The organism is Croceibacterium mercuriale (genome assembly GCF_000802385.1).
Lineage (GTDB): Bacteria > Pseudomonadota > Alphaproteobacteria > Sphingomonadales > Sphingomonadaceae > Croceibacterium > Croceibacterium mercuriale.
Genome location: NZ_JTDN01000002.1, coordinates 508427 through 531903, shown reverse-complemented (window position 1 = coordinate 531903; position 23477 = coordinate 508427). Strand labels below are relative to the sequence as shown.

Sequence of the window (23477 nt, the reverse complement as noted above, 5' to 3'; positions counted from 1 at the left end):
CCTAGTCCCGCTCCCGCGCCCGTTCAAGCTGCGCGCGTGCCTGCAGGGCGACATCCTGTGCCCGCAACCAGTCGGGCGAGCCTTCGGGCAAGGCGCGGTTTGCCGCCTCGGCGTTCTGCAGCGCGGCCGATGGCTGCCCGCTCATGATCAGCTGTTCGGAGCTGGCGAGCTGCGCCCGCGGGATGTCGCCACGCTGGCCATAGACGACGCCCAGCTGGTACCAGGCGAAGGGGTTCAGCCTGTCGCGACCCACCGCCGCCCGCAGTACCTGTTCCGCCTCCTCCAGGTTCCGGCTGTCCTCCGTCGCGATCAGCGCATGGCCGAAGGTGCCGGCGATCAGGCCATTGTTGTTGGTCATCTGCGTCGCCTGGCGCAGCAACGGCAGCGCGTCCGTCGGGCGGCCCGATTCCAGCAGCACCTGCCCCTTCAGTTCCAGGAAGTACGGATCGTCGGGGTCGCTGGCGATCAGCGCGTCGGTTTCCGCCAGCGCCAGCTCCATCCGCGCATCCTTGTGATAGGCATAGGCCCGGGCATAGCGGGCGGGCGCGTCGGTCAGGTAGGTCGGGTAATGGTTCAGCGTATCGGACGGCTTGGCCAGATAGCCGTAGAGCTTGGCCTTCACCCGTTCGAACCGGCGCTGCTGATCGGCGTCCGGCGGGGTGTCCCATGCCGGATCGGCCTGGTAATCCGCCTGCAACCGGCTGATCCGGTCGCCCGAAAGCGGGTGGGTGCGGCTGAAGGTGGCATCGTCGTCCTGGCTGAAACCGTAACGGTATTCCAGGTTCTGCAGCCGGCCGAAGAAGGTGAGGCTGCCCTTGCCGGTGATCCCGGCATCCGACAGGTACTGCACGCCGGCGGCATCCGCGCTCGCCTCCTGCGCGCGGCTGAAGGCCAGGAACGAGCCCATCGCCGCCTGCTGGCCCATCATCATGGCGCCCATCGCTGCCTCCCCGGCGCCCGCCAGCGCGGCGGCGACGCCCACCAGCAGCGACAGGATGGTGATGTTGGTCGCCGCGCCCGCCCCTTCGGAAAAACGCACGATGTGGCCGCCCTGGATATGGCCCAGCTCGTGCGCGAGCACGCCCTGTACCTCGTTGGCGGTACCCGCCGCGTTGATCAGGCCGGAATGGATGTAGATCCGCTGCCCACCGGCGACGAAGGCATTGATGCTGGGATCGTTCAGCAGCACCACTTCCACCGCATTGGGATGCAACCCGGCAGCTTCCGACAGCGGTGCCATCAGGTCCTGCAGCAGCGCCTCCGTCTCCGCATCGCGCAGCACCGATTGCGCCAGCACCGGACGGGTGCCGGACAGCAGCAGCGCGAACACGGCCAGAGCGAGCACCGGCAAGCGGCGAAGAGTCACATGCATCGTGGCAGACCCCAACACCGAATGGCTGAATACAGCGTTAAGGTCGGCTGCCTGCCACGCGCTTGCTAGACCAGCAGGCCCATGCGCTGCGCCGCGGTGGCGATCAGGTGGGGGTCGGCGGGGACCTCGCCCAGCAGCTGTTCGCCGCCCGCAGGATCGCGGTGCACCAGCATCAGCACCAGCTCGCGAGGCGAGAATGCGGCAATGGGCGCCCGGGCGGGCTCCGGCGCTGGCAGACCGGGGCCGTCGGCCCAGTCGGTCAGCAGCGTAGGGCTCAGCGGCGCGCGATCGCGGCGCAGGGCACGGGCCATCTCGCGCGCGATCTGCGCTTCCAGTTGCTCGCCCGCCAGCTCCTTCCAGTTGATCACCGCCAGCACATGGGTGGGGTGCGTGCCGGTGGCGGTGAAGGGCAGCAGGATGCCGCGATACAGCATGGTCGCGCCGCGCAGGCCCACGAACTCCGCCTCGAACCCGGCGGGCGCGCCGCTGTCGATGATGGCGCGATAATGATCGTCCACCCGTTCCAGCAGCGATCCGGCCGGCGCATCGTGCAGGTGCGTCAGCGTGGCGGCCGCCACGCCGCATTCCGCCGCCAGCGCCGCACCCAGCCAGGCGATCGCCGGCTCCGCCGTATCGTCCGGCACATGCAGCAGCACGGCATTGGCGGCGAAGCCGGGCAGGGTCGCCGGGTCCAGCAGGTCGATCCGCGGCAGGCTGGTATCGGCCAGCAGGCTGACCCAGTAATTGTAGGCACGCACCTGCATCCGGCGCTCGCCATGGCCCGTGAAACCGGCGGCGCAGGTCAGCCCGCCATCATCGTCAGGCTGGTGGTCCGCCAGGAAGGCGGTGTCGGCGATCACGGGCCGGAAATCCATTGCATGCCCCTCATGCGGCTGGTCGGGAATCATCCGCCAGACCATGGCGAAGGGGGCATGAAGGTTCGGTAAAGAGGCGCCAGCCGCGACGCTGGATCCTACAGCATGTAGCGCATGCGGATGGTCTGCTGCACCGGCCGGGTCCCGACGGTGAAGGCGGCATCGGCAAAGGTGGGCGGCCCCATGCGCACCCGGGCATCGCGCGAGAAGCCGAAGCCTTCGCGTGGGATCATCGCGGTCTTGTCCGCTCGGCCATTGCCGTTCTCGTCATGCAGCAGCGCGATGGCATAGGTGCCGGGGCGCACGTCGGGGAAGGTGATGATCACCGTCTGCGGCGCGTGATCCGCCGGCACGTTGGCCTGGTAGGATGCCGTATCCCCCCGGCAGCGCGGAAAGCGGCCTTCGTTCGTGGTCATGCACGCCATCACCATGCCGTCATGGTTGCGCAGCGCGGTCACCGCCACGCTGACCGTGACGCCGTGCGGTATCCGGGCGGGGGCCGGTGCCGGCACGGGTGCCGGCGCGGCGCCGACCAGCAACGGAATCGTCAGGGCTGCTGCCAGCGCCGCGACAGGCCGCGATCGGTGCCGCACAGATGATCCCAGAACCGGAAATACAGACCGTAATTGCATTTGTACTCTTCGTGGTGCCGCTGATGGTGGCTGGCGGTTATCAGCCAGTTGCCCAACCGCGAGTGAACAAGCGCCCTGGGGAACATCTCCCAACCCATGTGATTGGTGACGCCCATCACGGTCATGATCGTCAGCACGAGGCTCAGCACCGAAACGTGGACCGGCAGGAGAAAGACCAGCACCGGGATCACCAGCGCACCGGTCAGCGATTCGGTCCAGTGGAACGCCATCGCCGCCCAGGCCGTGGGCGGGCGGCTGGCATGATGGACCGCATGCATCACCTTGAACCATCGCGGACGGTGCATCAGCCGATGCGTCCAGTAGAACCAGGTGTCGTGCGCGAACAGGTACAGGAACAGCGACACCGGCAGCCACCACAGCGGCATCGCGTCCCATTCGGCGTAGATCCGGGTCCAGCCACGTTCCTGCCAGCCCCAGGCGATGATGCCCGCCGGTACGCCATAGACGACCGCAGCCGACAGCGACCAGGCGATCTCCCGCCGGATCTGCGGCTTCAGGCCATTGTACAGCCCTGGCCGCACGCGCGCTGTGGCGAGCGCGAAGGCGCCGCTGACCAGCAGGTATCGCACGCCCACGATCGCCACCATCGCCGCCGCCGACGCGATCAGCGCGCTCAGCATGGCAGGGGAAGGGCAGGTGATGCGGCCATGCCTCCGCCCTTAGCAAAGCCGGACGTTGCGCGACAGGGTTGATGGCAGCGCATCTCCGTTACGTGATCTGTCGCATATCTTTCGCAATCCTTTCGTAACGCTATCACCATGCGCAGGCGGACCGTTGACGGCCGGCCCGCGAATCATGCCTGCATCCAGGGAATTGACGATCATGGCCTTTATCGATTTCTCGACCCCCTTCGCCGCGGCGGACGATGCCGCCATCACCCTGCTGGCGCAGGATTTCACCGGCTACACGGGTGCAGGCTTTGCCGCCGCGCCGACCGCGGGTCAGCTGGACAGCGACACCTATGTGCTGACGGGCATGAGCGACGGGAACGGCACGTTCGGCGGCACCTTCGCCAGCGGCGACTATGCACGCGGCATCACCGCCGGCGGCGTCACCACCGGCGGCCTGTATGCGCTGGATCGCGGCGCAGGCGACACGGCCCTGTGGATCCAGCCCGGCGGCACCGACTGGACGCCCGGCACCTTCACCATCGCGCTGGTGAACAGCGGCGCGGCCAGCGCCAGCTTCCAGCTCGGCTACGACCTGCTGGTGCTGAACGACCAAGCCCGTTCCAACAGCCTGTATGTCGAAGTGTCCGCCGATGGCAGCAGCTGGAGCCGGGTCAGCACATTCGACTATGTCTCGCCCGAGGCGGCAGACGGCCTGGGCGTACAGGCCTTCGCCCGCGCCGGCACCGTCACGCTGGGCAGCACCGTTGCGACCGGGGCGACGTTCTTCCTGCGCTTCGCCGGCGACGATGTCGGCGGTAGCGGCAGCCGCGACGAGTTCGGACTGGACAATATCGTGGTGACCACGGCGGCTGGCGGCGGCACGCCGGAACCGGTCCCCGGCACCCTGGCCATCGGCAATGCCACCGTGGCCGAAGGTGACAGCGGCACGGCCGCGATCAGCTTCACCGTGACCCGCAGCGGCGGCAGCGACGGGGCGGTCTCCGCCGCGTGGGCAGTCGGGTTCGGCAGCGCCGATGCGGCCGATTTCGCTGCGGGCCAGGCTTTTGCCGGCACCGTCAGCTTCGCCGACGGACAGACCACCGCCACCATCACCCTGGACGTGGCGGGCGACCTGGTGATCGAAGGTGACGAAAGCTTCACCGTGACCCTGACCGATCCTGTCGGCGGCGCGTCGATCGGCGGCGCCACGGCCACCGGCACCATCACCAACGACGATGCGGGCGCGCCGCAGCCGGGCGCCAATGTCTGGATCAACGAGCTGCATTACGACGATGCCGGCACCGACGACAACGAGCTGGTGGAGATCGCCGGCGCGGCCGGGACCGATCTCACCGGCTACACCGTGGTGTTCTACAATGGCAGCAATGGCGCGGATGCGGCGACCAGCTACCGCACGCTGGTGCTGTCCGGCGTGATCGACGACGAGGGCGAGGGCTTCGGCGCGCTGGCCTTCCCGCTGCCGGTCAACGCCATCCAGAATGGCGCGGCCGACGGTCTGGCGCTGATCGCACCCGATGGCACCGTGGTCGAGTTCCTGTCCTATGAAGGCGTGATCACCGCTGCCGACGGCCCTGCGGTCGGCCTGACCAGCACCGATATCGGCGTGGCCGAGGCGGGCGAACCGGAAGGGCTGTCGCTGCAGCGCACCGGCGCGGGTGCGTCGGGGGCCGACTTCGACTGGACCGGTCCGGTTACCGCCACCGCGGGCACGCTGAATGCCGGACAGGACATCATCGGCGCGGGCGAGACCGGGCAGATCCGGGTGCTGGATGCCAGCGTCACCGAAGGCGATGACGGCACCACCGCGCTGCAGTTCGTCGTGCGTCGCGCCGGCGGGCTGGGGAGCGAGGCCAGCGTCGACTACACGATCGCGCTGGACGGTACCGCCGATGCGGGCGACCTGGCACCGGGTGCGGTGCTGGCGGGCACCGTCACCTTCGCCGTGGGCCAGACCAGCGCGATCATCACCGTGCCGGTGGCCGGCGACACGGTGGGCGAAGGCAACGAGACGCTGACCCTGACGCTGGGCAACCCGCAGGGGCAGGTCACCATCACCGACGGCACCGCCATCGGCCTGATCGTGAATGACGATCCGGTCACGCTGAGCATCATGCAGATCCAGGGCGCGGGTCACCAGTCCGCCTTTGCCGGGCAGATCGTCACCACCACCGGCGTGGTGACGGCGGTCGCCGGAAACGGTTTCTACCTGCAGGACGAGACGGGCGACGGCGACGCCGCCACCTCCGACGGGATCTTCGTGTTCACCGGCAGTGCGCCGGCCGTGGCGGTGGGCGACCGCGCCAATGTCGGCGGGCAGGTGACCGAGTATCAGGGCGGGGCCGGCGCGCTCAGCCTGACGGAGATCATCAACCCGACCGTCACCGTCACGGCATCGGGCGTGGCGCTGCCCGCGGCCGTGCTGATCGGTGCCAACGGCGTGCTGCCCCCGTCCTCCGTGATCGACGATGACGGCCTGACCAGCTTCGACCCGACGACCGACGGCATCGATTTCTGGGAATCGCTGGAAGGCATGCGCGTCACGATCGAGACGCCGCAGGTGGTCGCCAGCACCAACAATTTCGGTGAGACCGACGTAGTCGCCAGTCTGGGTCAGGGCGCGACCGGCGTGAACGATCGCGGCGGCATCACCATCTCCGAAGGCGACTACAACCCCGAGAAGATCCAGCTGGATGATGGGCTGCTGGCCGGCTTCAATCCCGACTACACCACCGGCGACCAGCTGAGCGACGTGACCGGCGTGGTCGGTTATTCGTTCAACTTCTACGAAGTGCTGGTGACGGAAGCGGTCACGACCACGCTGGACACCACGCTGGCGCGCGAAGTGACCGACCTGGTGGGCGATGCCGACAGCCTGACCTTCGCCAATTACAACATGGAGAACCTGGACGCAGCCGAGGAAAGCACCGACGGCTCGTTCGACCGGTTCGACCAGCTGGCAGCCGACATCGTGAACAATCTGCGCAGCCCCGACATCATCGCCGCGCAGGAGCTGCAGGATGCCGACGGCCCGGGTGGCGGCAGCGACCTGACTGCGGTGGCGACGGCGAACGCGCTGATCCGCGCCATCCAGGATGCCGGGGGCCCGACCTACGCTTATGCCGAAATCGCGCCCACCGTGCCGGGCAGCACCGGCGGCGAGCCGGGCGGCAACATCCGCAACGGGTACTTCTACAATCCGGAACGGGTCAGCCTGGTCGAGGGCAGCCTGCAGGTGATCGAGAATGCGGCCTTCAACGGCAGCCGCAGCCCGCTGGTGGCGACCTTCGACTTCTTCGGGGAGCAGTTCACCGCCATCAACATCCACTTCACTTCGCGCGGCGGCAGCGATCCGCTGTATGGCAGCACGCAGCCGGCGGCCAATGCCGGTGATGCGGCACGGCTGGCGCAGGCCGGCGCCGTGAAGGCCTGGGTCAATGACCAGCTGGCAACCGATCCCGGCGGGCAGTACGTGGTCGCCGGCGACTTCAACGGCTTCTATTTCGAAGCCTTCCAGCGGCAGCTGACCGACCCCACGCAGGGTGGCGTGTTCACCAGCCTGCCCGAGGCGCTGCTGCCGTCGGAGGAGGTCTATTCGTACCTGTTCGAAGGCAATTCGCAGTCGCTGGACAACCTGCTGGCAACCGGCGGACTGTACGCGAATGCCGAAGTGGACATCGTCCACATCAATGCCGAATACGCCGATGCCGACCGGGCGAGCGACCACGACCCGGTGGTGGCGCGCTTCAACTTCGACTTCGGCCCGGCGCCCATCACCGGCACCGCCGGCGATGACGTGCTGACAGGCACCGATGGTGACGACGTGCTGCTAGGTCTGGCCGGCAACGACACGCTGTTCGGCGGCCGCGGCAACAACACGCTGACAGGCGGCGCGGGCAACGACACCTTCGTGGTGAGTGGCGCCCTGCTGAATGCCAGCTACGCCACGATCACCGACTGGGAAGATGGCGACAGCTTCCGCATCAACTCGCTGGGCAATGGCCGGGTGCGGTACGAGGAGGTGGCCGGCGACACGATCGTCTATGCCAACAATGTGGCGGTTGCGACGATCGAGGACACCACCGCCCGCGAAGTGCTGGCCTCGCAGCAGTACGAGTTCACGCCTCGCTCGATCGAGCTGGTGCAGGATGGCGTGGCGACCGCCTTTTTCCTGTACGGCGGCAATCAGGCGGACACGCTGAACGGCCGGGCCGACCAGTCGAACAGCATCACGGGTCTGGCCGGCAACGACATCATCACGGGCCGCAACCTGGACGATTACCTGTTCGGCAATGACGGCGACGACCAGCTGGAAGGCCGCGCGGGCAGCGACTACCTGTATGGTGGCGCGGGCAACGACGTGCTGCTGGGCGGCAATGATGACGATTACCTGGAGGGCGGCGATGGCGCCGACCTGCTGGTCGGCGGCCGCGGCAACGACATCCTGGTGGGCGGCAATGGCGCGGATACGTTCCGCTTCGCCGGCATCAACGAGGGCGTCGACCGGGTGCTCGACTACAATGTCGCGGATGACCGGCTGGAGCTGGGCGTGGCAACGCGCAACGTCACCTTCCTCGACAGCTCCGAAGGGGCGCAGATGTTCTTCCGTGGCGAGCTGGTCGCGGACTTCATCGGCGTCTCCGCGGCGGACATGCGGGGCGAGGTCGCTTCGATCACCCAGGCTGGCCAGGTCGGCGAGGCCACCAGCATGGCGCGCATCGAAGAGCTGCACTGGGCCTGAGGGCTGACAGGCGGGGCGGCACCGGCCGCCCCGCTGCAACCCGCGCGTCAGCCGCGCAGGGGAATGCGGGCTAGGGTGGTGTGGGCGGTCAGGTACAGGCAGCGCCCACCATTCTCCGCCCGGCCGACCGCACAATTGGCGATCGCCGTACCCGTGCCGATGATGCCGAGCAGCCGCCCGCCGGGCGAAAGCACATGCACGCCGCCGGGCCCGGTGGCGAAGATCGTGCCATCCTCCGCCACATCCATCCCATCCGGCAAGCCAGGCCGCCCGGCGGCATGGTGGCTACGCATGTCGTGGAACAGGCGCGGCGCCCCGGTCGGCTTGCCATCGGCCCCCAGCGCATAGGCCAGCACCTGCGGCCGCGCCTCGTCCGACAGGGCAAGGTACAGCGTGCGTTCGTCCGGCGACAGGCCGACCCCATTGGGACGATGGTGAGTGTCCAGCAGGTGCAGCCGGCCATCCGGATCGCGCAGGTAAAGCCCGTTATGCGGTACCTCGCGCAAGGGCGAATCGTCCGCCGCGGCGAAGCCGTAGGGCGGGTCGGTGAAGTAGATCGCGCCATTGCGGGCGATCGTCAGGTCGTTTGGGCTGTTGAAGCGCCGGCCTTCGAACCGGTCGACCAGCACTGTGCGCGCCTTGGTGGCAAGGTCGATCGCGGTAATGGCGCGGGTGCCGCTGTCGGCGATCACCAGCCGGCCGGCCGCATCGATCTCCATGCCGTTGGCGCCCGCCTCGCGGATCTCCGGCGGAACGGGGGTCTGCAGGCCGGACGGGCGCAGGAACTCCTCGACCGTGCCGCCCGGGCGGTACCGGTACATGACGTTGTTGCCCGGATCGTTGAACAGCAGGTAGCCGGCCGGCACCCACACGGGCCCTTCCGCCCAGGCATAGCCGGTGGCCAGCAGCTCCGCCCGGGCACCCGGGTCGATGATGGCGGCCAGCGCCGGGTCCAGCATCTCCACCCCGCCGACCTGTTGCCCGGCGGGCGCACCTGCCAGCCGGGCAGCGCATCCGGCCAGCGGCAGGGCCGCCATGCCGGCCAGCCCGACCGCCCCTGCCATAAGGGTGCGGCGGCTGGTCACGCCCAGGGCCATAGCAGGGCGGCCATGGCGAACATGGTCAGGCCGGCGATTGTCGAGCATAGGGTCCAACTCCGGAATGTCTGCGCCTCTGTCAGGCCCAGGAACTGCTTGACCAGCCAGAAGCCGGTATCGTTGACATGGCTGACCACGGTCGCGCCCGCGCCGATCGCCACGGTGACCAGCGCCACCTGCCCCGGCGACAATGCGGCCGCTGCGATCAGCGGGGCGCCCAGGCCGCCCGCGGTGACCATCGACACCGTGGCGGAGCCCTGCGCGATGCGCACGAAGGCGGCCAGCAGGAAGGTGAACACCATGACCGACAGGTTGGCGGAGGCGACCAGCGCCGTGATCCGCTCCCCCGCGCCCGACTGGATCAGCACCTCCTTGTAGGCGGCGCCGGCACCGACCACGAGCACCATCAGGCCGGCCGGCCCCAGCGCGCGGGTCATGATGTCGGAGATGGTCTGCAACGGGGCTCCCACCACCTTGCGCAGCCAGATCGCGACAAAGGCGCAGGCAATGATCAGCGCAGCGAACGGGTGGCCGATGAACAGCACCGCATTCTTGAACGCGCCGTCCGGCAGCCAGCTATCGGCGGCGGCGGCGATCATGATCAGCGCCAGCGGCACCAGCATCCCCGCCAGCGCCGGGCCAAAGCCGATGGATGCGGTGGCAGGTGCGTCGGCATCGAACTGTGGCGGCAGGGCCTGGTCGCCGAAACCGGGCGCACCATGCGCCAGCCGGGCAAACACCGGCCCGGCGATGATCGCCGCCGGAATGCCGCACAGCAGGCCGTAGAATGCCAGCAGGCCATAATCCGTGCCGATCAGCTCCGCCACGGCGACAGGTCCGGGATGCGGTGGCAGCAATGCGTGCATCGCCATCAGCGCCGCCAGGAGCGGCAGCGCGAAGAAGGTCACCCGGCGGTTCGCGCGCAGCGACAGGGTGGTCAGCAGCGGCGCGAGCACGATGAAGGCAACATCGAAGAACAGCGGAATGCCGACGATGATGCCGATCGCGGTCAGCGCCCAGGGTGCGCGCGCCTCGCCGAAGGCGGCCAGCAGCCGGTGGGCAAGCGCGGCGACACCGCCGCTCGCCTCCAGCAATCCGCCCAGCATGGCGCCAAGCCCGATGACCACCGCCACGAAGCCGAGCGCCTCCCCCGTGCCTTTACGCACCGCCTCCAGCACCGTGGCCGGCTGGCCGCCCAGCGCCAGGCCGGTGCCCAGCGCGACCACCAGCAGGGCGATGAAGGCCGGCACCTTGAAGCGCAGCACCAGCACGATCAGCGCGGCGATGCTGCCCAGCACGATCAGCACGACGGGACCCATGCCCATCGTCAGGCGACCGTCACTTGCGTGGCCAGCGCCGCGCCGGCCAGCGCACTCGCCGGCAGGGCATAGGCCTGCGGCACGGCCAGCGCGCCGGTCAGGCGGATATCGGCAGAAGAGGCGCCGACCATCAGCTCCACCCGCCCGGCCGCGACCTGCCATCCCTGGTCGGCCCAATGGGCGAACTGGTCGCTGGTCAGCGTGAAGCTGACGCGACGAGTTTGTCCTGGTGCCAGCGGCAAGCGTACAAAGCCGCGCAACTCGCGCCCCGGCCGGGCGAGGCCGGCGACCGGCGCACGGACATAGAGCTGGACCACCTCGTCGCCTGCCACGGCGCCATCATTGGTGACGGCGCAGGTGACGGTGTAGCGCGCCTGTTGCCGGTCTGCCTGCGTGTCGACGGCAAGGTCGGCATAGGTGAAGCGAGCGTAGCTGAGACCATGGCCGAAGGGGAACAGCGGGCCGATCTCGGTGTCGTGATAACGCGCGCTGTCCACGGTCAGATCCGGATTGGCAGGCCGGCCGGTCGGTGGATGGGCGTAGAACAGTGGCAGCTGCCCGCCGGTGCGCGGCATGCCCATCGGCAGGCGCCCGGCGGGATTGCTGCGGCCGAACAGCGCATCGGCGATGGCCGGCCCAGCCTCGTTACCACCGAACCAGCTCTCCAGCACGGCAGGGATGCCCTCGAGCGCGGCCTCCAGCGCCAGCGGGCGCCCGTTCATCAGAACCGCGACGATCGGCTTGCCGGTGACGCGCAGGGCGGCGATCAGCGCCATCTGCGAGCCGGGCAGGGTGATGTCGGCCCGGCTGCGCGCCTCGCCGGAATGGTCGAAGTCCTCGCCCACCACCAGCACCACCACATCGGCGCCCTGCGCCGCCGCCACGGCAGCGGGAATGCCGGACACATCGTCGCTGCGGGGTGCGACGCCGGGTACGAAGGTTGCGTCGCCCATCGCCTCCCGCAGGGTACCGGAATCCTCCTGCACCCCGCGGGCCTTCCACGATCCCAGCGTGCTGCGCGCATCGTCCGCCAGCGCGCCGACCAGCGCCACCTTGGCGCCAGCCCTCAGCGGCAGCACGCCGCCTTCGTTGCGCAGCAGCACCAGCGCACGTTCCGCCGCCCGCCGCGCCCGTGCCCGGTGACCGGCCGAGCCCAGCACGGTGCGTTCGCGCGCGGCATCGCCGAAGCGGTACGGGTCGTCGAACAGGCCCAGCCGCGCCTTGGTCGCCAGGATGCGGCCGACCGCCTGGTCCACCAGCGGCAGCAGCGTGGGATCCTGCGCCAGCGCGGTGCCGAGATGTTCGGCATAGGTGTCGCTGGTCATGTCCATGTCGACGCTGGCCCGCAGCGCCAGCGCGGCGGCCTCCGCCGGAGTGCTGGCGGCGCCGTGGTCGATCAGTTCCGACACGGCGTTCCAGTCGCTGACCACCAGCCCCTGGTAGTTCCATTCGTCGCGCAGGATGCCGCGCACCAGATCGGCATTGCCGGTGGTGGGCACGCCCGCCAGATCGTTGAACGCGGTCATCATCGTGCCCACGCCGGCCTCGGCCGCCGCGAGGAACGGCGACAGGTAGACTTCGCGCAGGGTGCGTTCCGACACATCGGCCGTGTCATAGTCGCGGCCGCCCATGCCGGCGCCATAGGCACCCAGATGCTTGGCGCAGGCCAGCACCGCATCGCGGCCGGCCAGGTCGGCGGTCTGGAACCCGGTGATCTGCGCCACAGCGATGCGGGCACCCAGATGCGGATCCTCGCCGGCGCCTTCCACCACGCGGCCCCAGCGGGCATCGCGGGCGATGTCGATCATCGGCGCAAAGGTCCAGTGCAGGCCGCTGACCGCCGCCTCCACCGCCGCCACCCGCGCGGCATCCTCCGCCACCGCCGGATCGAAGCTGGCGGCGAGCGCGAGCGGCACGGGGAAGATCGTGCGGTACCCGTGGACCACATCCATGGCGAACAGCAGAGGGATGCCCAGTCGGGATTCCGCCACCGCCACGCGCTGCAGGTCGCGCAAGGGTTCCGCGCCCGCGACATGGAGGAACGATCCGATCTGTCCGGCCCGCACCCGATCCAGCGCGGCCGCGTCCAGCCGGCTGTTCAGCGCCACCTGACGTCCGCCGGCGACCTGCGTCATCTGGCCAAGCTTCTCCGCCACGCTCATGTCGGCGATCAGCCGGGCGATGCGGTCGGCATGGGCGCGGGACAGGGCCGGCGCGGATTGCGCCAGAGCGGGGAAGCGGACGGCGGCGGCCAGCAGCGTGCCGGCCATCAGCACCTCGCGGCGGTCGAGCGCGAAGGGGGTCGCCATCAGGCGGTCAGCGGGATGGCGCGGCCTTCGCGCGCGGACTGGTAGATCGCTTCGATGATGCGCATGTCACGCAGGCCTTCGGTGCCGCTGGTGCGCGGTTCGGTGCCGGCCATGATCGCTTCGGGCAGGTGATCCAGCTGGGCGACGAACTGGTTCTTGGCTGGCGTGGGCAGGCGCACCTGCTCCGTCTTCCCGTCCCGATGCACCCACATCTGGTGATCGGTGTAGGATGTCGCCGGCTCCGCCCGCAGCCAGCCGTCGGGGCCGTGCACGCGGTAGGTGTTGTGGTTGGAGGTGTAGGAGCTGACGCAGCTGGCCAGCGCGCCGCCGGGGAAGCGCAGCTGAAAGTTGATGCGGTCCTCCACCGTGGCGAAGCGCGGATCGCTGCGGTCGGTGAACTCCATCGCGCTCACCTCCACCGGCTCCTCGCCCGCGAGATAGCGCGCGGCATTGAGGCTGTAGATGCCAATATCCATCAGCGATCCGCCGCCCGACAGCGGCTTGTCCAGCCGCCACTGGTTCGGTTGCGCGTTGAAGCCATGTTCGGAGGTGATGATGCGCGTCGCCCCCAGCACGCCGGACCGCGCCAGCTCCATCGCGTGCAGATTGTGGACCTCGAAGTGGGAGCGGTAGCCGATCATCAGCTTCACGCCGGCCTGCTGGCAGGCGGCGATCATCGCCTCCGCCTCCGCCGCGCTGACCGCCATCGGCTTCTCGCACATCACATGCTTGCCGGCCTGCGCCGCGCGGATCGTGTATTCGGCATGCATGGAGTTGGGCAGGATGACATAGACCGCGTCGATGTCGGGATTGTCGCGGATGCGGTCGTAATCGGCGTAGCTGTAGCGGTGCGTGGCCGGGATGTCGTATTCCGCGCCATACTGTTCCAGCTTGGCCGGCGTGCCGCTGACCAGCGCCACCAGGCGGGCATGTTCGCACTCCTTCAGCCGCGGCATGATCTGCCGCGTGGCGTAGGAGCCGAGGCCGACGATGGCGTAGCCGAACTTGCGCCCTGGTTCCTGCGCCCGCGCACGGCCCATCAGGGCGCCCGCCGCCAGGGTCGCGCCCATGCCTGCCAGAACATGCCGCCGGTTGGCTGCCATCATTACCGCTCTCCATGCCGCGGCCCGCTTGCGGGGCCATCGCTGGTAACGGTATCATGCCAAGCAAGGGGCGCAAGCCCCGGCTGGTCAGGGACTGCGTATTTCCGCTTTGCCGTACGCCCCTATCGTGCCTGCCTGACCGCTTCCGGCACCGGCACGATCATCAGGCCCAGCTTCCGGCCGTTGCTCAGCAGGCCGGACTGGACCAGCAGACGCGTGCCGTCGGGGCTGAAGCTGGGATGGGCATGGTCGGGCCGCATCAGGTGGCCGGTGCTCAGCAGCGTGCGCTTGCCGTTTTCACGGTCGATCAGCCAGACATTGCCGTCGAAATCGTCGCCCGCAGCCCAGCGCCCGTCATGGGTGACCGCGTTGTGCCAGTACCCGCCGGTGCTGGTGTCGTCCTGCGGGATGTTGGGATCTGTGAACCCGCGTAGCGCGGCGCGGCTGAAATCCTCGATCGGGATCTGGCCCAGATGCGCCACGCTGTTGTCGCGCAGGTTGACGAGCAGGATGCCGGTCGGCACCTGCCGCAGTTCCCGCTTGTGACCCATCAGGTTGAAGATGACGTGGTCGGCATCGGCGAACTGCTCATGCGTGACCCAGTCCAGCGGTCCCTCGGCATAGACCGGGCGGTTGCCGGTGCCGTCGGCATTGACGATCCACATCCGCTGCGGCGCGTCGCCGCCGGTCTCGTGGCAGTACAGGATCTCGCCAGGGCGGAACGGATTGGCCTGCACGTGGCCCATGCGGAACGGCACCTCCACCACCGTGCGCACCGCACCGGTGGCGAGATCGATCGCGCGCAGGCCGCCGGGGACCTGCGGCACCGGCTGGCCGGGCTCGCGCGGGGGCGCCCGCTGCGCGTCGAAGCCGACATAAGCGGTGCGCTCGTCGGCATCGAGGGTGAAGCCGCCGGCCTCGATATGGTCTTCCGGCATGGTGGTAACGACGCGTTCGTACCCGTCGCGCTTCATCCGTCCGGCGGCGGCATCGGCCAGCAACGGGGTCAGCTCCACCTCGATCAGCTGGGTACGGCCGTTGCGGGCCTTGCGCATGTAGTACAGCCTGTTGCTCAGCCGCGCGACATTCAGGCTGCCGGCACCGGTACCCGGGCCATCGGTCAGCTGGGTGACGGCGCCGGTCACCTCGTTGACGGCAAAGGCCTGCGGCTCGCCATCGGCATCACGGTCGCCGGAGCGGAAGATGATGTGCTGGTCATCGAACGCCCATTGCGGGTGCGTGGGGTAGTTCTTGGCATCGGCGTGCGTGCCGTCGGTCAGCACGGTCAGCACGCGCCCGGTGGTGCGGTCCGCGATCAGCTGCTGTTCCGATGCGAACTGGCGCCCGACATCTTCGGCGAGCGCCGGCGTCGCCACTGCTGCGGCCGCCAGCAACAGGACCAGCCGCAGCCCATGATTCATCCGCCGGAACACCTGCATGCAACTCTCCTGGAAGTAGCGGCGGCCGTTGCGACCTGCCTCCTCCGCCACATACCAGCATGTTCCAGCTTGTGGAACAATGGTTCACATAGCGGTAGGGGGCATACTGTCAGGCAGGCTCCGGCAGCAGGCCATACCGTGCCAGCATCGCCGCCGGCTCCGCATCGCGCCCGCGGAATGCGCGGAAGCTGTCCGCCGCCGGGCGAGCCGCGCCGCGCGCCAGTACCTCCGCCCGGAACAGGTCGCCGGTGGCGCGATCCACCAGACCGGCTTCCGCGAAGCGGGCAAAGCCGTCGGCCGCCAGCACCTCGGCCCACAGATAGGAGTAATAGCCCGCAGCATAGCCGCCGCTGAAGATGTGGGTGAAGGCATGGGGGAAGCGGTGCCAGGCCGGCGGGTGCAGCACGGCGATCTCCTCCCGCACGGCGGCCAGCACCTCCACCGGATCGGTGCCCAGCGTGCCGCCATGCAGCAGCAGGTCGAACAGGCCGAACTCGATCTGCCGCAGCAGCGCCAGCCCGGTCTGGAAATTGCGTGCGGCCGCCATCCGGTCGAACAGCTCCGCCGGCAGCGTCTCGCCCGTCCGGTAATGGCCGGACATGCCGGTCAGCACGGCGCGGTCCCAGGCGAAATCCTCCAGCAGCTGGCTGGGCAGCTCGATCGCGTCCCATTCGAAGCCGCTGGTGCCGGCGATGCTGGGGCGGTTCACTGCAGTCAGCATGCCGTGCAGCGCATGGCCGGTCTCGTGCAGCAGGGTGACGATGTCGTTGTGGCTCAGCAGCGCAGGCATGGCGCCGCCATCGGGCGCCCAGTTGCAGTTCAGCGTGGCGACCGGCACGCGCACCGCATTGCCGTCCGCCAGGCGCGGCCGCATGCCGGACATCCAGGCGCCACCGCGCTTGCCGGCGCGGGCATGCAGGTCGACATACACACCGGCGACCAGCCGGCCATCCTGCTCCAGCACGTCGTAATACATGGCATCCGGATGCGGCAGGGGCACATCGTCGCGCCGCTGCAAGGTCACGCCGAACAGCTGGCGCAGCAGATCCTGCCACCCGGCGAGCACGCGCCCGACCGGGAAGTAGCCGCGCACCTCCTCCTCGTTCAGGGCGTGCCGCGTGGCGCGCAGCCGTTCGGAGGCGAAGGCGATGTCCCATGGCTGCAGGTCGGCGATGCCCAGCTCCGCCGCGGCAAAGGCGCGCAGGTCCGCCAGGTCGCGCTTCGCCGCCGGACGCGCGCGAGCGGCAAGGTCGCGCAGGAAGGCCAGTACCTCGGCCCCGCCGGGCGCCATCTTGGTCGCCAGCGATCGCTCGACCGGATCGGCGAAGCCGAGCAGCGCCGCCGCTTCCTGTCGCAGGGTGACGATGCGCTGGATCCGGTCGCTGTTGTCGAACCGTCCGGCATGCGGCCCCTCGTCGGAGGCGCGGGTGCCGAACGCCTCGTACACCCGCCGCCGCAGTTCGCGATCCTCCCCGAAGCGCAGCACCGCCTGCACGCTGGGTTGCCGCAAGGAGATCAGCCAGCCTTCGAGGCCGGCATCCCCCGCCGCACTCGCCAGCATGGCGCGGTCGGCCTGCGTGATGCCGGCCAGCAATGCCTCGTCCGTGACATGCTCGGTCCAGGCCTCCGTCGCGTCCAGCACGGCATTGCTGAAGCCGGTGCCCAGCTCCGCCAGCTCGACCGAGATGGCGCGGAAACGGTCCCGCGCCGCCGGCTCCAGCGCGACGCCGGACAGGGTGAAGCCGCGGATCGCATGGGCCAGCGCCGCCCGGTCGGCCGGGTCGCCCGCCGCCATCTCCGGCGAGGCGGCCAGCGCGCTGAACACCTCGAACAGGTCGCGGTTCTGTTCCACTTCCAGCGCGTTCTCGACCACCAGCACCTTGCCGGCGGCCTCCGCGGCACGCAGCTCGGGCGTATCGGCCACCCCGCTCAGATGCGTGACAGCGGACCACAGGCTGTCGATGATCGTCTCCGCACGCTCGAACGGCAGCCACGCTTCGGCAAAGCTGGTCGGCCGGCGTGCCACGATGTCGGACACCACCGCACGGTGATGCGCCAGCGCTTCCTCCAGTGCGGGGCCGATGGCGGCGGGCGTCAGCGCGGGGAAGTCAGGGTGCGAGAGCGGATCGAGCAGGGGGTTCATGGCGAAGAGATGCGCATGGCCGGGGCAGGGGTCAACCACGCCGGCCCAAGCCGCCTTGCACCCCCGGTGATCGGCGCTATCTCGCAGGCCATGGCTCAACCGCTCTCCCTTACCGTCAATGGCGCCCCGCGCCGGTCCGAAGCCGCCACCATCGCGCAGCTGGTCGCCGAACTGTCGCTGCGGCCGGACAAGGTCGCGGTGGAACGCAATGGCGAGATCGTGCCGCGATCGACCCTGGCACAGGCGCCCTTGGCCGATGGCGACGTGCTGGAGATCGTGCATTTCGTGGGCGGCGGCGATCACGCGGCACCGGTGACCGAGGACGATGGCTGGGAGGTCGCCGGCCGCCGGTTCCGGTCCCGCCTGATCGTGGGCACGGGCAAGTACAAGGACTTCGCCCAGAATGCCGCCGCCCTGGCCGCCAGCGGGGCGGAGATCGTGACGGTGGCGGTGCGCCGCGTGAACGTGACCGATCCGGGCGCGCCGATGCTGACCGACTTCATCGATCCGGCGAAGGTCACCTACCTGCCCAACACCGCCGGCTGCTTCACGGCGGACGATGCGATCCGCACGCTGCGTCTGGCGCGCGAGGCGGGCGGCTGGGACCTGGTGAAGCTGGAAGTGCTGGGCGAGGCGCGCACGCTGTACCCGGACATGCGCGAGACGCTGAAGGCGACCGAGGTGCTGGTGCGCGAAGGGTTCAAGCCGATGGTCTATTGCACGGATGACCCGATCGGCGCGAAGCAGCTGGAGGAAGCCGGCGCGGTGGCGATCATGCCGCTGGGCGCGCCGATCGGTTCGGGGCTGGGCATCCAGAATCGGGTCACGATCCGCCTGATCGTGGAAGGGGCCAAGGTCCCGGTGCTGGTCGATGCCGGGGTCGGCACCGCCAGTGATGCGGCGGTGGCGATGGAGCTGGGCGTGGACGGCGTGCTGATGAACACCGCCATTGCCGAGGCGAAGGACCCGATCCGCATGGCCCGCGCGATGAAGCTGGCGGTGGAGGCCGGACGCGACGCCTATCTGGCCGGGCGCATGGCCACGCGCCGCTACGCCGACCCGTCCAGCCCGCTGGCCGGGTTGATCTGACAGGGTGTACGATAAGGTAAATTGATGTCCTAATTGTTTGACTTCTCCCCGCCGCCTGTGATGTGTTTGCGTTAACAAACAAGAACGGTGGAGAGGACAGGATGAGGGCAGGAACGATCGGGCTGGCAGCCATGCTGCTGGCCGGCAGCGCGGCGGCATCGGCGCAGGACAGTACCGGCAGCGCGCCTGCCGCCTCGGCGCGGGCGAACCCGGCGAACTGGCCGGTGCTGGCGATGCAGCGGCAACGCGATCCCGCGATCGAGGCGCGGATCGACGCGTTGCTGGCGGACATGAACATGGAGGACAAGGTCGGCCAGCTGCTGCAGGTCGACATCGCCTCCATCAGCCCGGCGGACCTGGAAACCTACAAGCTCGGCTCCATCCTCAACGGCGGCAACTCGGCCCCCAATGGCGACGAGTTCGCCCCGGCGGCGGAATGGCTGAAGCTGTTCGACGCCTTCTACGACGCGTCGGTGACCCGCAGCGACGGGCGCCCGGTGGTGCCGGTGATCTGGGGCACGGATGCGGTGCACGGCGCCAACAACATCGTCGGCGCCACGCTGTTTCCGCACAATATTGGCCTCGGCGCCGCGCGTGACCCCGACCTGATCCGTCGCATCGGCGTGGCCACTGCGGCAGAGACGGCAGCGACCGGCATCGACTGGAGCTTCGCGCCCACCGTGGCGGTGGTGCAGGACGACCGCTGGGGCCGCACCTATGAAAGCTATTCGGAGGAGCCGGAGGTGGTCGCCGCCTATGCCGGCGCGATGGTCGAAGGCATCCAGGGCCGCATCGGCGCGGACTTCATGGGGCCGGGCCATGTGATCTCCAGCGTGAAGCACTTCCTGGCCGATGGCGGCACCGGCGGGCGCGACCAGGGCGATGCGCGCATCACCGAGGATGTGCTGCGCGACGTTCACGCCGCCGGCTACACCACCGCACTGCCGGCCGGCGCGCTGACCGTCATGCCCAGCTTCTCCAGCTGGAACGGCACGAAGATGACCGGCAACAGGAGCATCCTGACCGACCTGCTGAAGGACCGCTGGGGCTTCGACGGGTTCACCGTGGGCGACTGGAACGCGCATGGCCAGGTGCCGGGCTGCACCAACGAGGATTGTGCCGCCGCGATCAATGCCGGGCTCGACATGTTCATGTATTCCGGCCCGGGCTGGAAGGACCTGTATGCCAACACGCTGCGCGCCGCGCAGGACGGCACCATTCCCGCCGCCCGGCTGGACGATGCGGTGCGCCGCATCCTGCGCGTGAAGCTGCTGGCCGGCACCTTCGATGCGGGCCGCCCGTCCGCACGGCCGCTGGCCGGCCGGTTCGAACTGCTGGGCGCGCCGGACCATCGCGCGCTGGCGCGGGAGGCGGTGCGCCGCTCGCTGGTGCTGCTGAAGAACGAAGGCGGCGTGCTGCCGGTGAAGCCGGGCGCCAATGTGCTGGTCGCCGGACCGGGCGCGGACGATATCGGCATGCAGGCCGGCGGCTGGTCGCTGACCTGGCAGGGCACGGATGTGACCAACGCCAACTTCCCCAATGCGCAATCCATCTGGGCCGGCTTGCAGGAGGCGGTGCAGGCCGGTGGCGGCATCGCGACCTTGTCGGCCGATGGCAGCTTCGCACAGAAGCCGGACGTGGCGATCGTGGTGTTCGGCGAGACACCCTATGCCGAGTTCAGCGGCGACCGCCCCACGCTGGAGTTCAGCCCGGAAGACAAGTCCGCGCTGGAGATGCTGCGGCAGCTGAAGGCGGCGGGCATTCCCACCGTTTCGGTGTTCCTGTCCGGCCGGCCGATGTGGGTCAATCCGGAGCTGAACGCGTCGGACGCCTTCGTGGCGGCGTGGCTGCCGGGGACCGAGGGCGGCGGTATCGCCGACGTGCTGGTGGCCGGTGCCGACGGACAGGCGCGGCATGATTTCGCTGGCACCCTGTCCTTCAGCTGGCCGAAGCGGCTGGACCAGTATGTGCTGAACCGGCGCGATGCGGACAGCTACGACCCGCTGTTTCCGTTTGGCCATGGCCTGACATATGCCGCCGGCGCCACCGTGCCGCAGCTGGACGAGAGTCGGCCGGCACAGACCGCCGGTGACCAGAACGCGCTGTTCGTGCGCGGCCGGTTCGCCCCGGGTGCGGACGCGGTGACCGAAGGCGCGGTGACGCTGGGGCGGGTGGACCGGCTGGCGCAGGAAGACAGCCTGAGCCTGATCTGGACCGGCACCGGGACGATGGCGCTGGCGCAGGCCCAGCCGATCGACATCACGCGCGAATCGAACGGGCAGCTCAGCCTGCTGCTCGATTATCGCGTCACCACGCCGCCTGCCGCCACGGTGATGCTGACCATGACTGGTGGCGACACCGCCAGCGTGCCGATCACCGGCGCGCTGCGCGAAGGGACCGGCGAATGGCTGCAACTGGCCGTGCCGCTGCGCTGCTTCGCGGATAATGGCGTGGACATGGCGGCGGTGACGCGACCTGCGGCGATCACCAGCACGGGCGCTCTGGCGCTGGACGTGTCCGGCATCCGCATCGCCAGCGCCCCGCCGGGCCCGGTGACCTGCGGCACGCCCTGATCGGGGCGCCCGGGGCGGACACGGGTTCGCTCCGGGAGGCCGGATCGCGCGTCGATGTGATGGAAGGTGGTGCACCCGACAGGATTCGAACCTGTGACCCCTGCCTTCGGAGGGCAGTACTCTATCCAGCTGAGCTACGGGTGCGTAGGGGCGTGCCTCTACATCGCAGGGGGCGGCAGGGTCAAATGCAATCGTCGCCGCATCGCGGATGCTTGACCTCGTTCCTGATCCGTTCCAGCACGGGGTCATGAGCGACTCCCTGCTGCTGCCCGCCGATGACGCTGCCGCCCTGCTGGAAAGGGAGCGGCGATCGCGTGCCGTGGCGCGGGGGATCTGCCGGCTGTTCGCCCGCAATGACATCTGGGCCATTGCCGAAATGCCGCTGCGCAACAATCGCCGGGCGGACCTGATGGGGGTGGATGCCAAGGGGCGGATCGTGATCGTGGAGATCAAGACCGCGCGCAGCGATCTGCTGGGTGACGGCAAATGGCCCGACTATCTGGATTTCTGCGACCGGTTCTACTGGGGCCTGCCGCCCGAACTGGACCGGTCGGTGCTGGAAGGCGCCGACTACCGCCCCGATTGTTGCGGCATCATCGTGGCGGACGGCTACGATGCGGAGATCGTGCGCCCGGCGCCCAGCCACCCGCTGAACGCCGCCCGCCGCCGGGTGGAGGTAGAGCGGCTGGCCCGCGCGGCGCTGCGCCGGCAGGTGGTGGCGCTCGATCCCGCATGTTCGGCCTTCGGCAGCGACTGAGGGCTGCTCAGCCCATCAGCCCCATGACCAGCAGCAGGCTGACGAACAGGCTGACGATCACCTGGATGAAGACGGTCAGCGCCACGGTGCGCCACAGCGCGGACAGACGTGACAGGCCATAGGCGTGGCGCAGCTGCGTCGCGATGTGCCACACCGCTACCGCGATGCCGCCCATGATCAGCCCGCCGGTCGGCACCCCGGCAAAGCCGAGCAGCGTCAGTACCACGAACAGCAGCGACATGAAGGACAGCGAATAGGTGACGAACACCGCGTGATCGTACAGGCCGAAGCGGCGGCGCCAGGCGAACAGCAGCGCCACGAAGGGGATCGACAGCGGGATCAGCAGCCAGCTGAACTTGTAGCTGTTGGACTGCAGCTTGTAGAGCGCCAGGCCCGGGTTCTTGCGGGCCTTCTCGATCCCGTGATCCAGCCGTTGCCAGCCGGTATGCACATCTGCCAGCCGCTCCACCGGGTCGGCGTTCGCCTGCGCCACGGTCAGCGCCCCGATCGTGCGGTCCAGCTGCACCACCCGTTCCTGCAAGGCGGCATGGTCGGGATCGTTCGCCGGCATGGAGGTCAGATCGCGCGCCGCGTCCGCCCGGTCCGCCTGGGCCCGTTGCCGGACATCGGCGACGCCGGCCTGCACCTCGTCCGGCATCGACAGGTCGGCCGGCGGACCGATGCCGGCGATCTGGAAGAAGGCGAACATGATGAAGATGGTGAACAGGAACAGCCCCATCGGCGACACGAAGCGGGTGCGTTCCCCGTCGATGTAGCGGCGGGTCAGCTGGCCCGGCCGGCGCAGCAGCATCGGCAGGGTCGTCCAGGTGCGCCCTTCGAAATGCAGCGCGCCATGCAGCAGGTCATGCAGGAAGGCGCCTGCGGTGCGGTGCAGATGCGCCTGCTGCCCGCAGGCATGGCAATGCGCGCCGATCAGCGCCGTGCCGCAGTTCAGGCAGGCGCCTTCATGCGTGTGCCCGCCATCCGTGCCGCCCGCCTGTTCGCCGTCGCTCATGTGCCGACCCCCCGCCCGGCATGATAGAGGCGGCCGCCTGCTTGTCGAGCGGAACAGAGGTGGAACGCAGTTGCCGTGCCGGCGTTGAGCCTGCCAGAGGAGCATTGCACCATGACTGTCGAGACCCCTGACCAGAACCCCAAGGCCCACCCGGTGTCCAACGCGCAGAAGGATCCCGACAACTGGACCACCGGCGACGAGCCGATGACCGGTGCACAGGCCAGCTATCTCAAGACGCTGAGCGAAGAGGCCGGCAAGGACGAGGACTACGCCACCGACCTGACCAAGGCCGAGGCATCCAAGCGGATCGACGCGTTGCAGGAAGAGACTGGCCGCGGCCAGTAAGGCTGTCCGACCCGGCGC

The 23477-nt window shown here is 69.2% G+C and carries 16 protein-coding genes and 1 tRNA gene; 5 read left to right on the top strand and 12 right to left on the bottom strand.

Annotation, left to right across the window (positions count from 1 at the left end):
- Position 1: 1 nt before the first annotated feature.
- The 4 genes from PK98_RS12095 to PK98_RS12080 all read right to left on the bottom strand — a co-directional run bounded on the left by PK98_RS12095 (position 2) and on the right by PK98_RS12080 (position 3520).
- On the bottom strand, positions 2-1372 hold the full coding sequence (locus tag PK98_RS12095) for a M48 family metalloprotease (protein ID WP_052208621.1): 1371 nt from the start codon (positions 1370-1372) through the stop codon (positions 2-4).
- Between the two features lie 65 nt (positions 1373-1437).
- On the bottom strand, positions 1438-2247 hold the full coding sequence (locus PK98_RS12090; protein WP_152608650.1) for a PAS domain-containing protein: 810 nt from the start codon (positions 2245-2247) through the stop codon (positions 1438-1440).
- Between the two features lie 98 nt (positions 2248-2345).
- Positions 2346-2786 carry a DUF2141 domain-containing protein gene (locus tag PK98_RS12085; RefSeq protein WP_235425501.1) on the bottom strand — a complete coding sequence of 147 codons (441 nt, stop codon included), beginning with the start codon at positions 2784-2786 and terminating at the stop codon, positions 2346-2348.
- Positions 2787-2794: 8 nt separating this feature from the next.
- Positions 2795-3520: a sterol desaturase family protein gene (locus PK98_RS12080; protein ID WP_039097130.1), complete on the bottom strand. Its 726-nt coding sequence runs from the start codon at positions 3518-3520 to the stop codon at positions 2795-2797.
- A gap of 202 nt (positions 3521-3722) precedes the next feature.
- Here PK98_RS12080 and PK98_RS16050 point away from each other — a divergent pair, with 202 nt between their 5' ends.
- Entirely contained in the window at positions 3723-8270 is a 4548-nt protein-coding gene (locus PK98_RS16050; RefSeq protein WP_161792440.1) for a Calx-beta domain-containing protein, read from the top strand.
- A gap of 47 nt (positions 8271-8317) precedes the next feature.
- On the opposite strand, the gene PK98_RS12070 is transcribed toward PK98_RS16050, so the two are convergent.
- From PK98_RS12070 to PK98_RS12045, 6 genes are all read right to left on the bottom strand, one after another.
- Positions 8318-9367, bottom strand: a complete 1050-nt coding sequence (locus tag PK98_RS12070) for an SMP-30/gluconolactonase/LRE family protein (protein WP_039097129.1) — start codon at positions 9365-9367, stop codon at positions 8318-8320.
- Positions 9352-10686 carry a GntT/GntP/DsdX family permease gene (locus PK98_RS12065; RefSeq protein WP_039097647.1) on the bottom strand — a complete coding sequence of 445 codons (1335 nt, stop codon included), beginning with the start codon at positions 10684-10686 and terminating at the stop codon, positions 9352-9354. The genes PK98_RS12070 and PK98_RS12065 overlap by 16 nt, the downstream gene beginning before the upstream one ends.
- Before the next feature lie 8 nt (positions 10687-10694).
- Positions 10695-12995, bottom strand: a complete 2301-nt coding sequence (locus tag PK98_RS12060; protein ID WP_052208614.1) for a glycoside hydrolase family 3 N-terminal domain-containing protein — start codon at positions 12993-12995, stop codon at positions 10695-10697.
- On the bottom strand, positions 12995-14098 hold the full coding sequence (locus PK98_RS12055) for a Gfo/Idh/MocA family protein (RefSeq protein ID WP_039097645.1): 1104 nt from the start codon (positions 14096-14098) through the stop codon (positions 12995-12997). Before PK98_RS12055 ends, PK98_RS12060 begins: the two co-directional genes overlap by 1 nt.
- A gap of 122 nt (positions 14099-14220) precedes the next feature.
- Positions 14221-15537 carry an oligogalacturonate lyase family protein gene (locus PK98_RS12050; protein ID WP_039097644.1) on the bottom strand — a complete coding sequence of 439 codons (1317 nt, stop codon included), beginning with the start codon at positions 15535-15537 and terminating at the stop codon, positions 14221-14223.
- Positions 15538-15646: 109 nt separating this feature from the next.
- Positions 15647-17680, bottom strand: a complete 2034-nt coding sequence (locus tag PK98_RS12045) for a M3 family metallopeptidase (protein WP_039097128.1) — start codon at positions 17678-17680, stop codon at positions 15647-15649.
- 90 nt (positions 17681-17770) lie between these two features.
- Here PK98_RS12045 and thiS point away from each other — a divergent pair, with 90 nt between their 5' ends.
- Both thiS and PK98_RS12035 read left to right on the top strand, forming a co-directional pair.
- A complete protein-coding gene (gene thiS, locus PK98_RS12040; protein WP_039097127.1) occupies positions 17771-18769 on the top strand; it encodes a sulfur carrier protein ThiS in 999 nt (332 codons plus the stop codon).
- Between the two features lie 101 nt (positions 18770-18870).
- The gene (locus PK98_RS12035; protein WP_039097126.1) at positions 18871-21342 is read left to right on the top strand and encodes a glycoside hydrolase family 3 protein; all 2472 of its coding nucleotides are present in this window, start codon (positions 18871-18873) and stop codon (positions 21340-21342) included.
- Positions 21343-21409: 67 nt separating this feature from the next.
- Here PK98_RS12035 and PK98_RS12030 read toward each other — a convergent pair.
- A tRNA-Arg gene (locus PK98_RS12030) sits at positions 21410-21486 on the bottom strand.
- A gap of 103 nt (positions 21487-21589) precedes the next feature.
- On the opposite strand from PK98_RS12030, the gene PK98_RS12025 reads away from it, so the two are divergent.
- Entirely contained in the window at positions 21590-22099 is a 510-nt protein-coding gene (locus tag PK98_RS12025) for an MmcB family DNA repair protein (protein ID WP_039097125.1), read from the top strand.
- A gap of 7 nt (positions 22100-22106) precedes the next feature.
- Here the strand turns inward: PK98_RS12025 and PK98_RS12020 are convergent, their stop codons facing one another.
- Positions 22107-23114: a DUF3667 domain-containing protein gene (locus tag PK98_RS12020; protein WP_052208612.1), complete on the bottom strand. Its 1008-nt coding sequence runs from the start codon at positions 23112-23114 to the stop codon at positions 22107-22109.
- 111 nt (positions 23115-23225) lie between these two features.
- On the opposite strand from PK98_RS12020, the gene PK98_RS12015 reads away from it, so the two are divergent.
- Complete coding sequence (locus PK98_RS12015) at positions 23226-23459, top strand: DUF3072 domain-containing protein (protein ID WP_039097124.1); 234 nt, start codon at positions 23226-23228, stop codon at positions 23457-23459.
- Positions 23460-23477: the final 18 nt, after the last annotated feature.

Excerpts from the sequence above, each read along its gene's own strand:
- PK98_RS12095 (WP_052208621.1), bottom strand. The coding sequence starts at position 1,372 with ATGCATGTGACTCTTCGCCGCTTGCCGGTGCTCGCTCTGGCCGTGTTC.
- PK98_RS12090 (WP_152608650.1), bottom strand. The coding sequence starts at position 2,247 with ATGGATTTCCGGCCCGTGATCGCCGACACCGCCTTCCTGGCGGACCAC.
- PK98_RS12080 (WP_039097130.1), bottom strand. The coding sequence starts at position 3,520 with ATGCTGAGCGCGCTGATCGCGTCGGCGGCGGCGATGGTGGCGATCGTG.
- PK98_RS16050 (WP_161792440.1), top strand. The coding sequence starts at position 3,723 with ATGGCCTTTATCGATTTCTCGACCCCCTTCGCCGCGGCGGACGATGCC.
- PK98_RS12070 (WP_039097129.1), bottom strand. The coding sequence starts at position 9,367 with ATGGCCCTGGGCGTGACCAGCCGCCGCACCCTTATGGCAGGGGCGGTC.
- PK98_RS12065 (WP_039097647.1), bottom strand. The coding sequence starts at position 10,686 with ATGGGTCCCGTCGTGCTGATCGTGCTGGGCAGCATCGCCGCGCTGATC.
- PK98_RS12060 (WP_052208614.1), bottom strand. The coding sequence starts at position 12,995 with ATGGCGACCCCCTTCGCGCTCGACCGCCGCGAGGTGCTGATGGCCGGC.
- PK98_RS12055 (WP_039097645.1), bottom strand. The coding sequence starts at position 14,098 with ATGGCAGCCAACCGGCGGCATGTTCTGGCAGGCATGGGCGCGACCCTG.
- PK98_RS12050 (WP_039097644.1), bottom strand. The coding sequence starts at position 15,537 with ATGCAGGTGTTCCGGCGGATGAATCATGGGCTGCGGCTGGTCCTGTTG.
- PK98_RS12045 (WP_039097128.1), bottom strand. The coding sequence starts at position 17,680 with ATGAACCCCCTGCTCGATCCGCTCTCGCACCCTGACTTCCCCGCGCTG.
- thiS (WP_039097127.1), top strand. The coding sequence starts at position 17,771 with ATGGCTCAACCGCTCTCCCTTACCGTCAATGGCGCCCCGCGCCGGTCC.
- PK98_RS12035 (WP_039097126.1), top strand. The coding sequence starts at position 18,871 with ATGAGGGCAGGAACGATCGGGCTGGCAGCCATGCTGCTGGCCGGCAGC.
- PK98_RS12025 (WP_039097125.1), top strand. The coding sequence starts at position 21,590 with ATGAGCGACTCCCTGCTGCTGCCCGCCGATGACGCTGCCGCCCTGCTG.
- PK98_RS12020 (WP_052208612.1), bottom strand. The coding sequence starts at position 23,114 with ATGAGCGACGGCGAACAGGCGGGCGGCACGGATGGCGGGCACACGCAT.
- PK98_RS12015 (WP_039097124.1), top strand. The coding sequence starts at position 23,226 with ATGACTGTCGAGACCCCTGACCAGAACCCCAAGGCCCACCCGGTGTCC.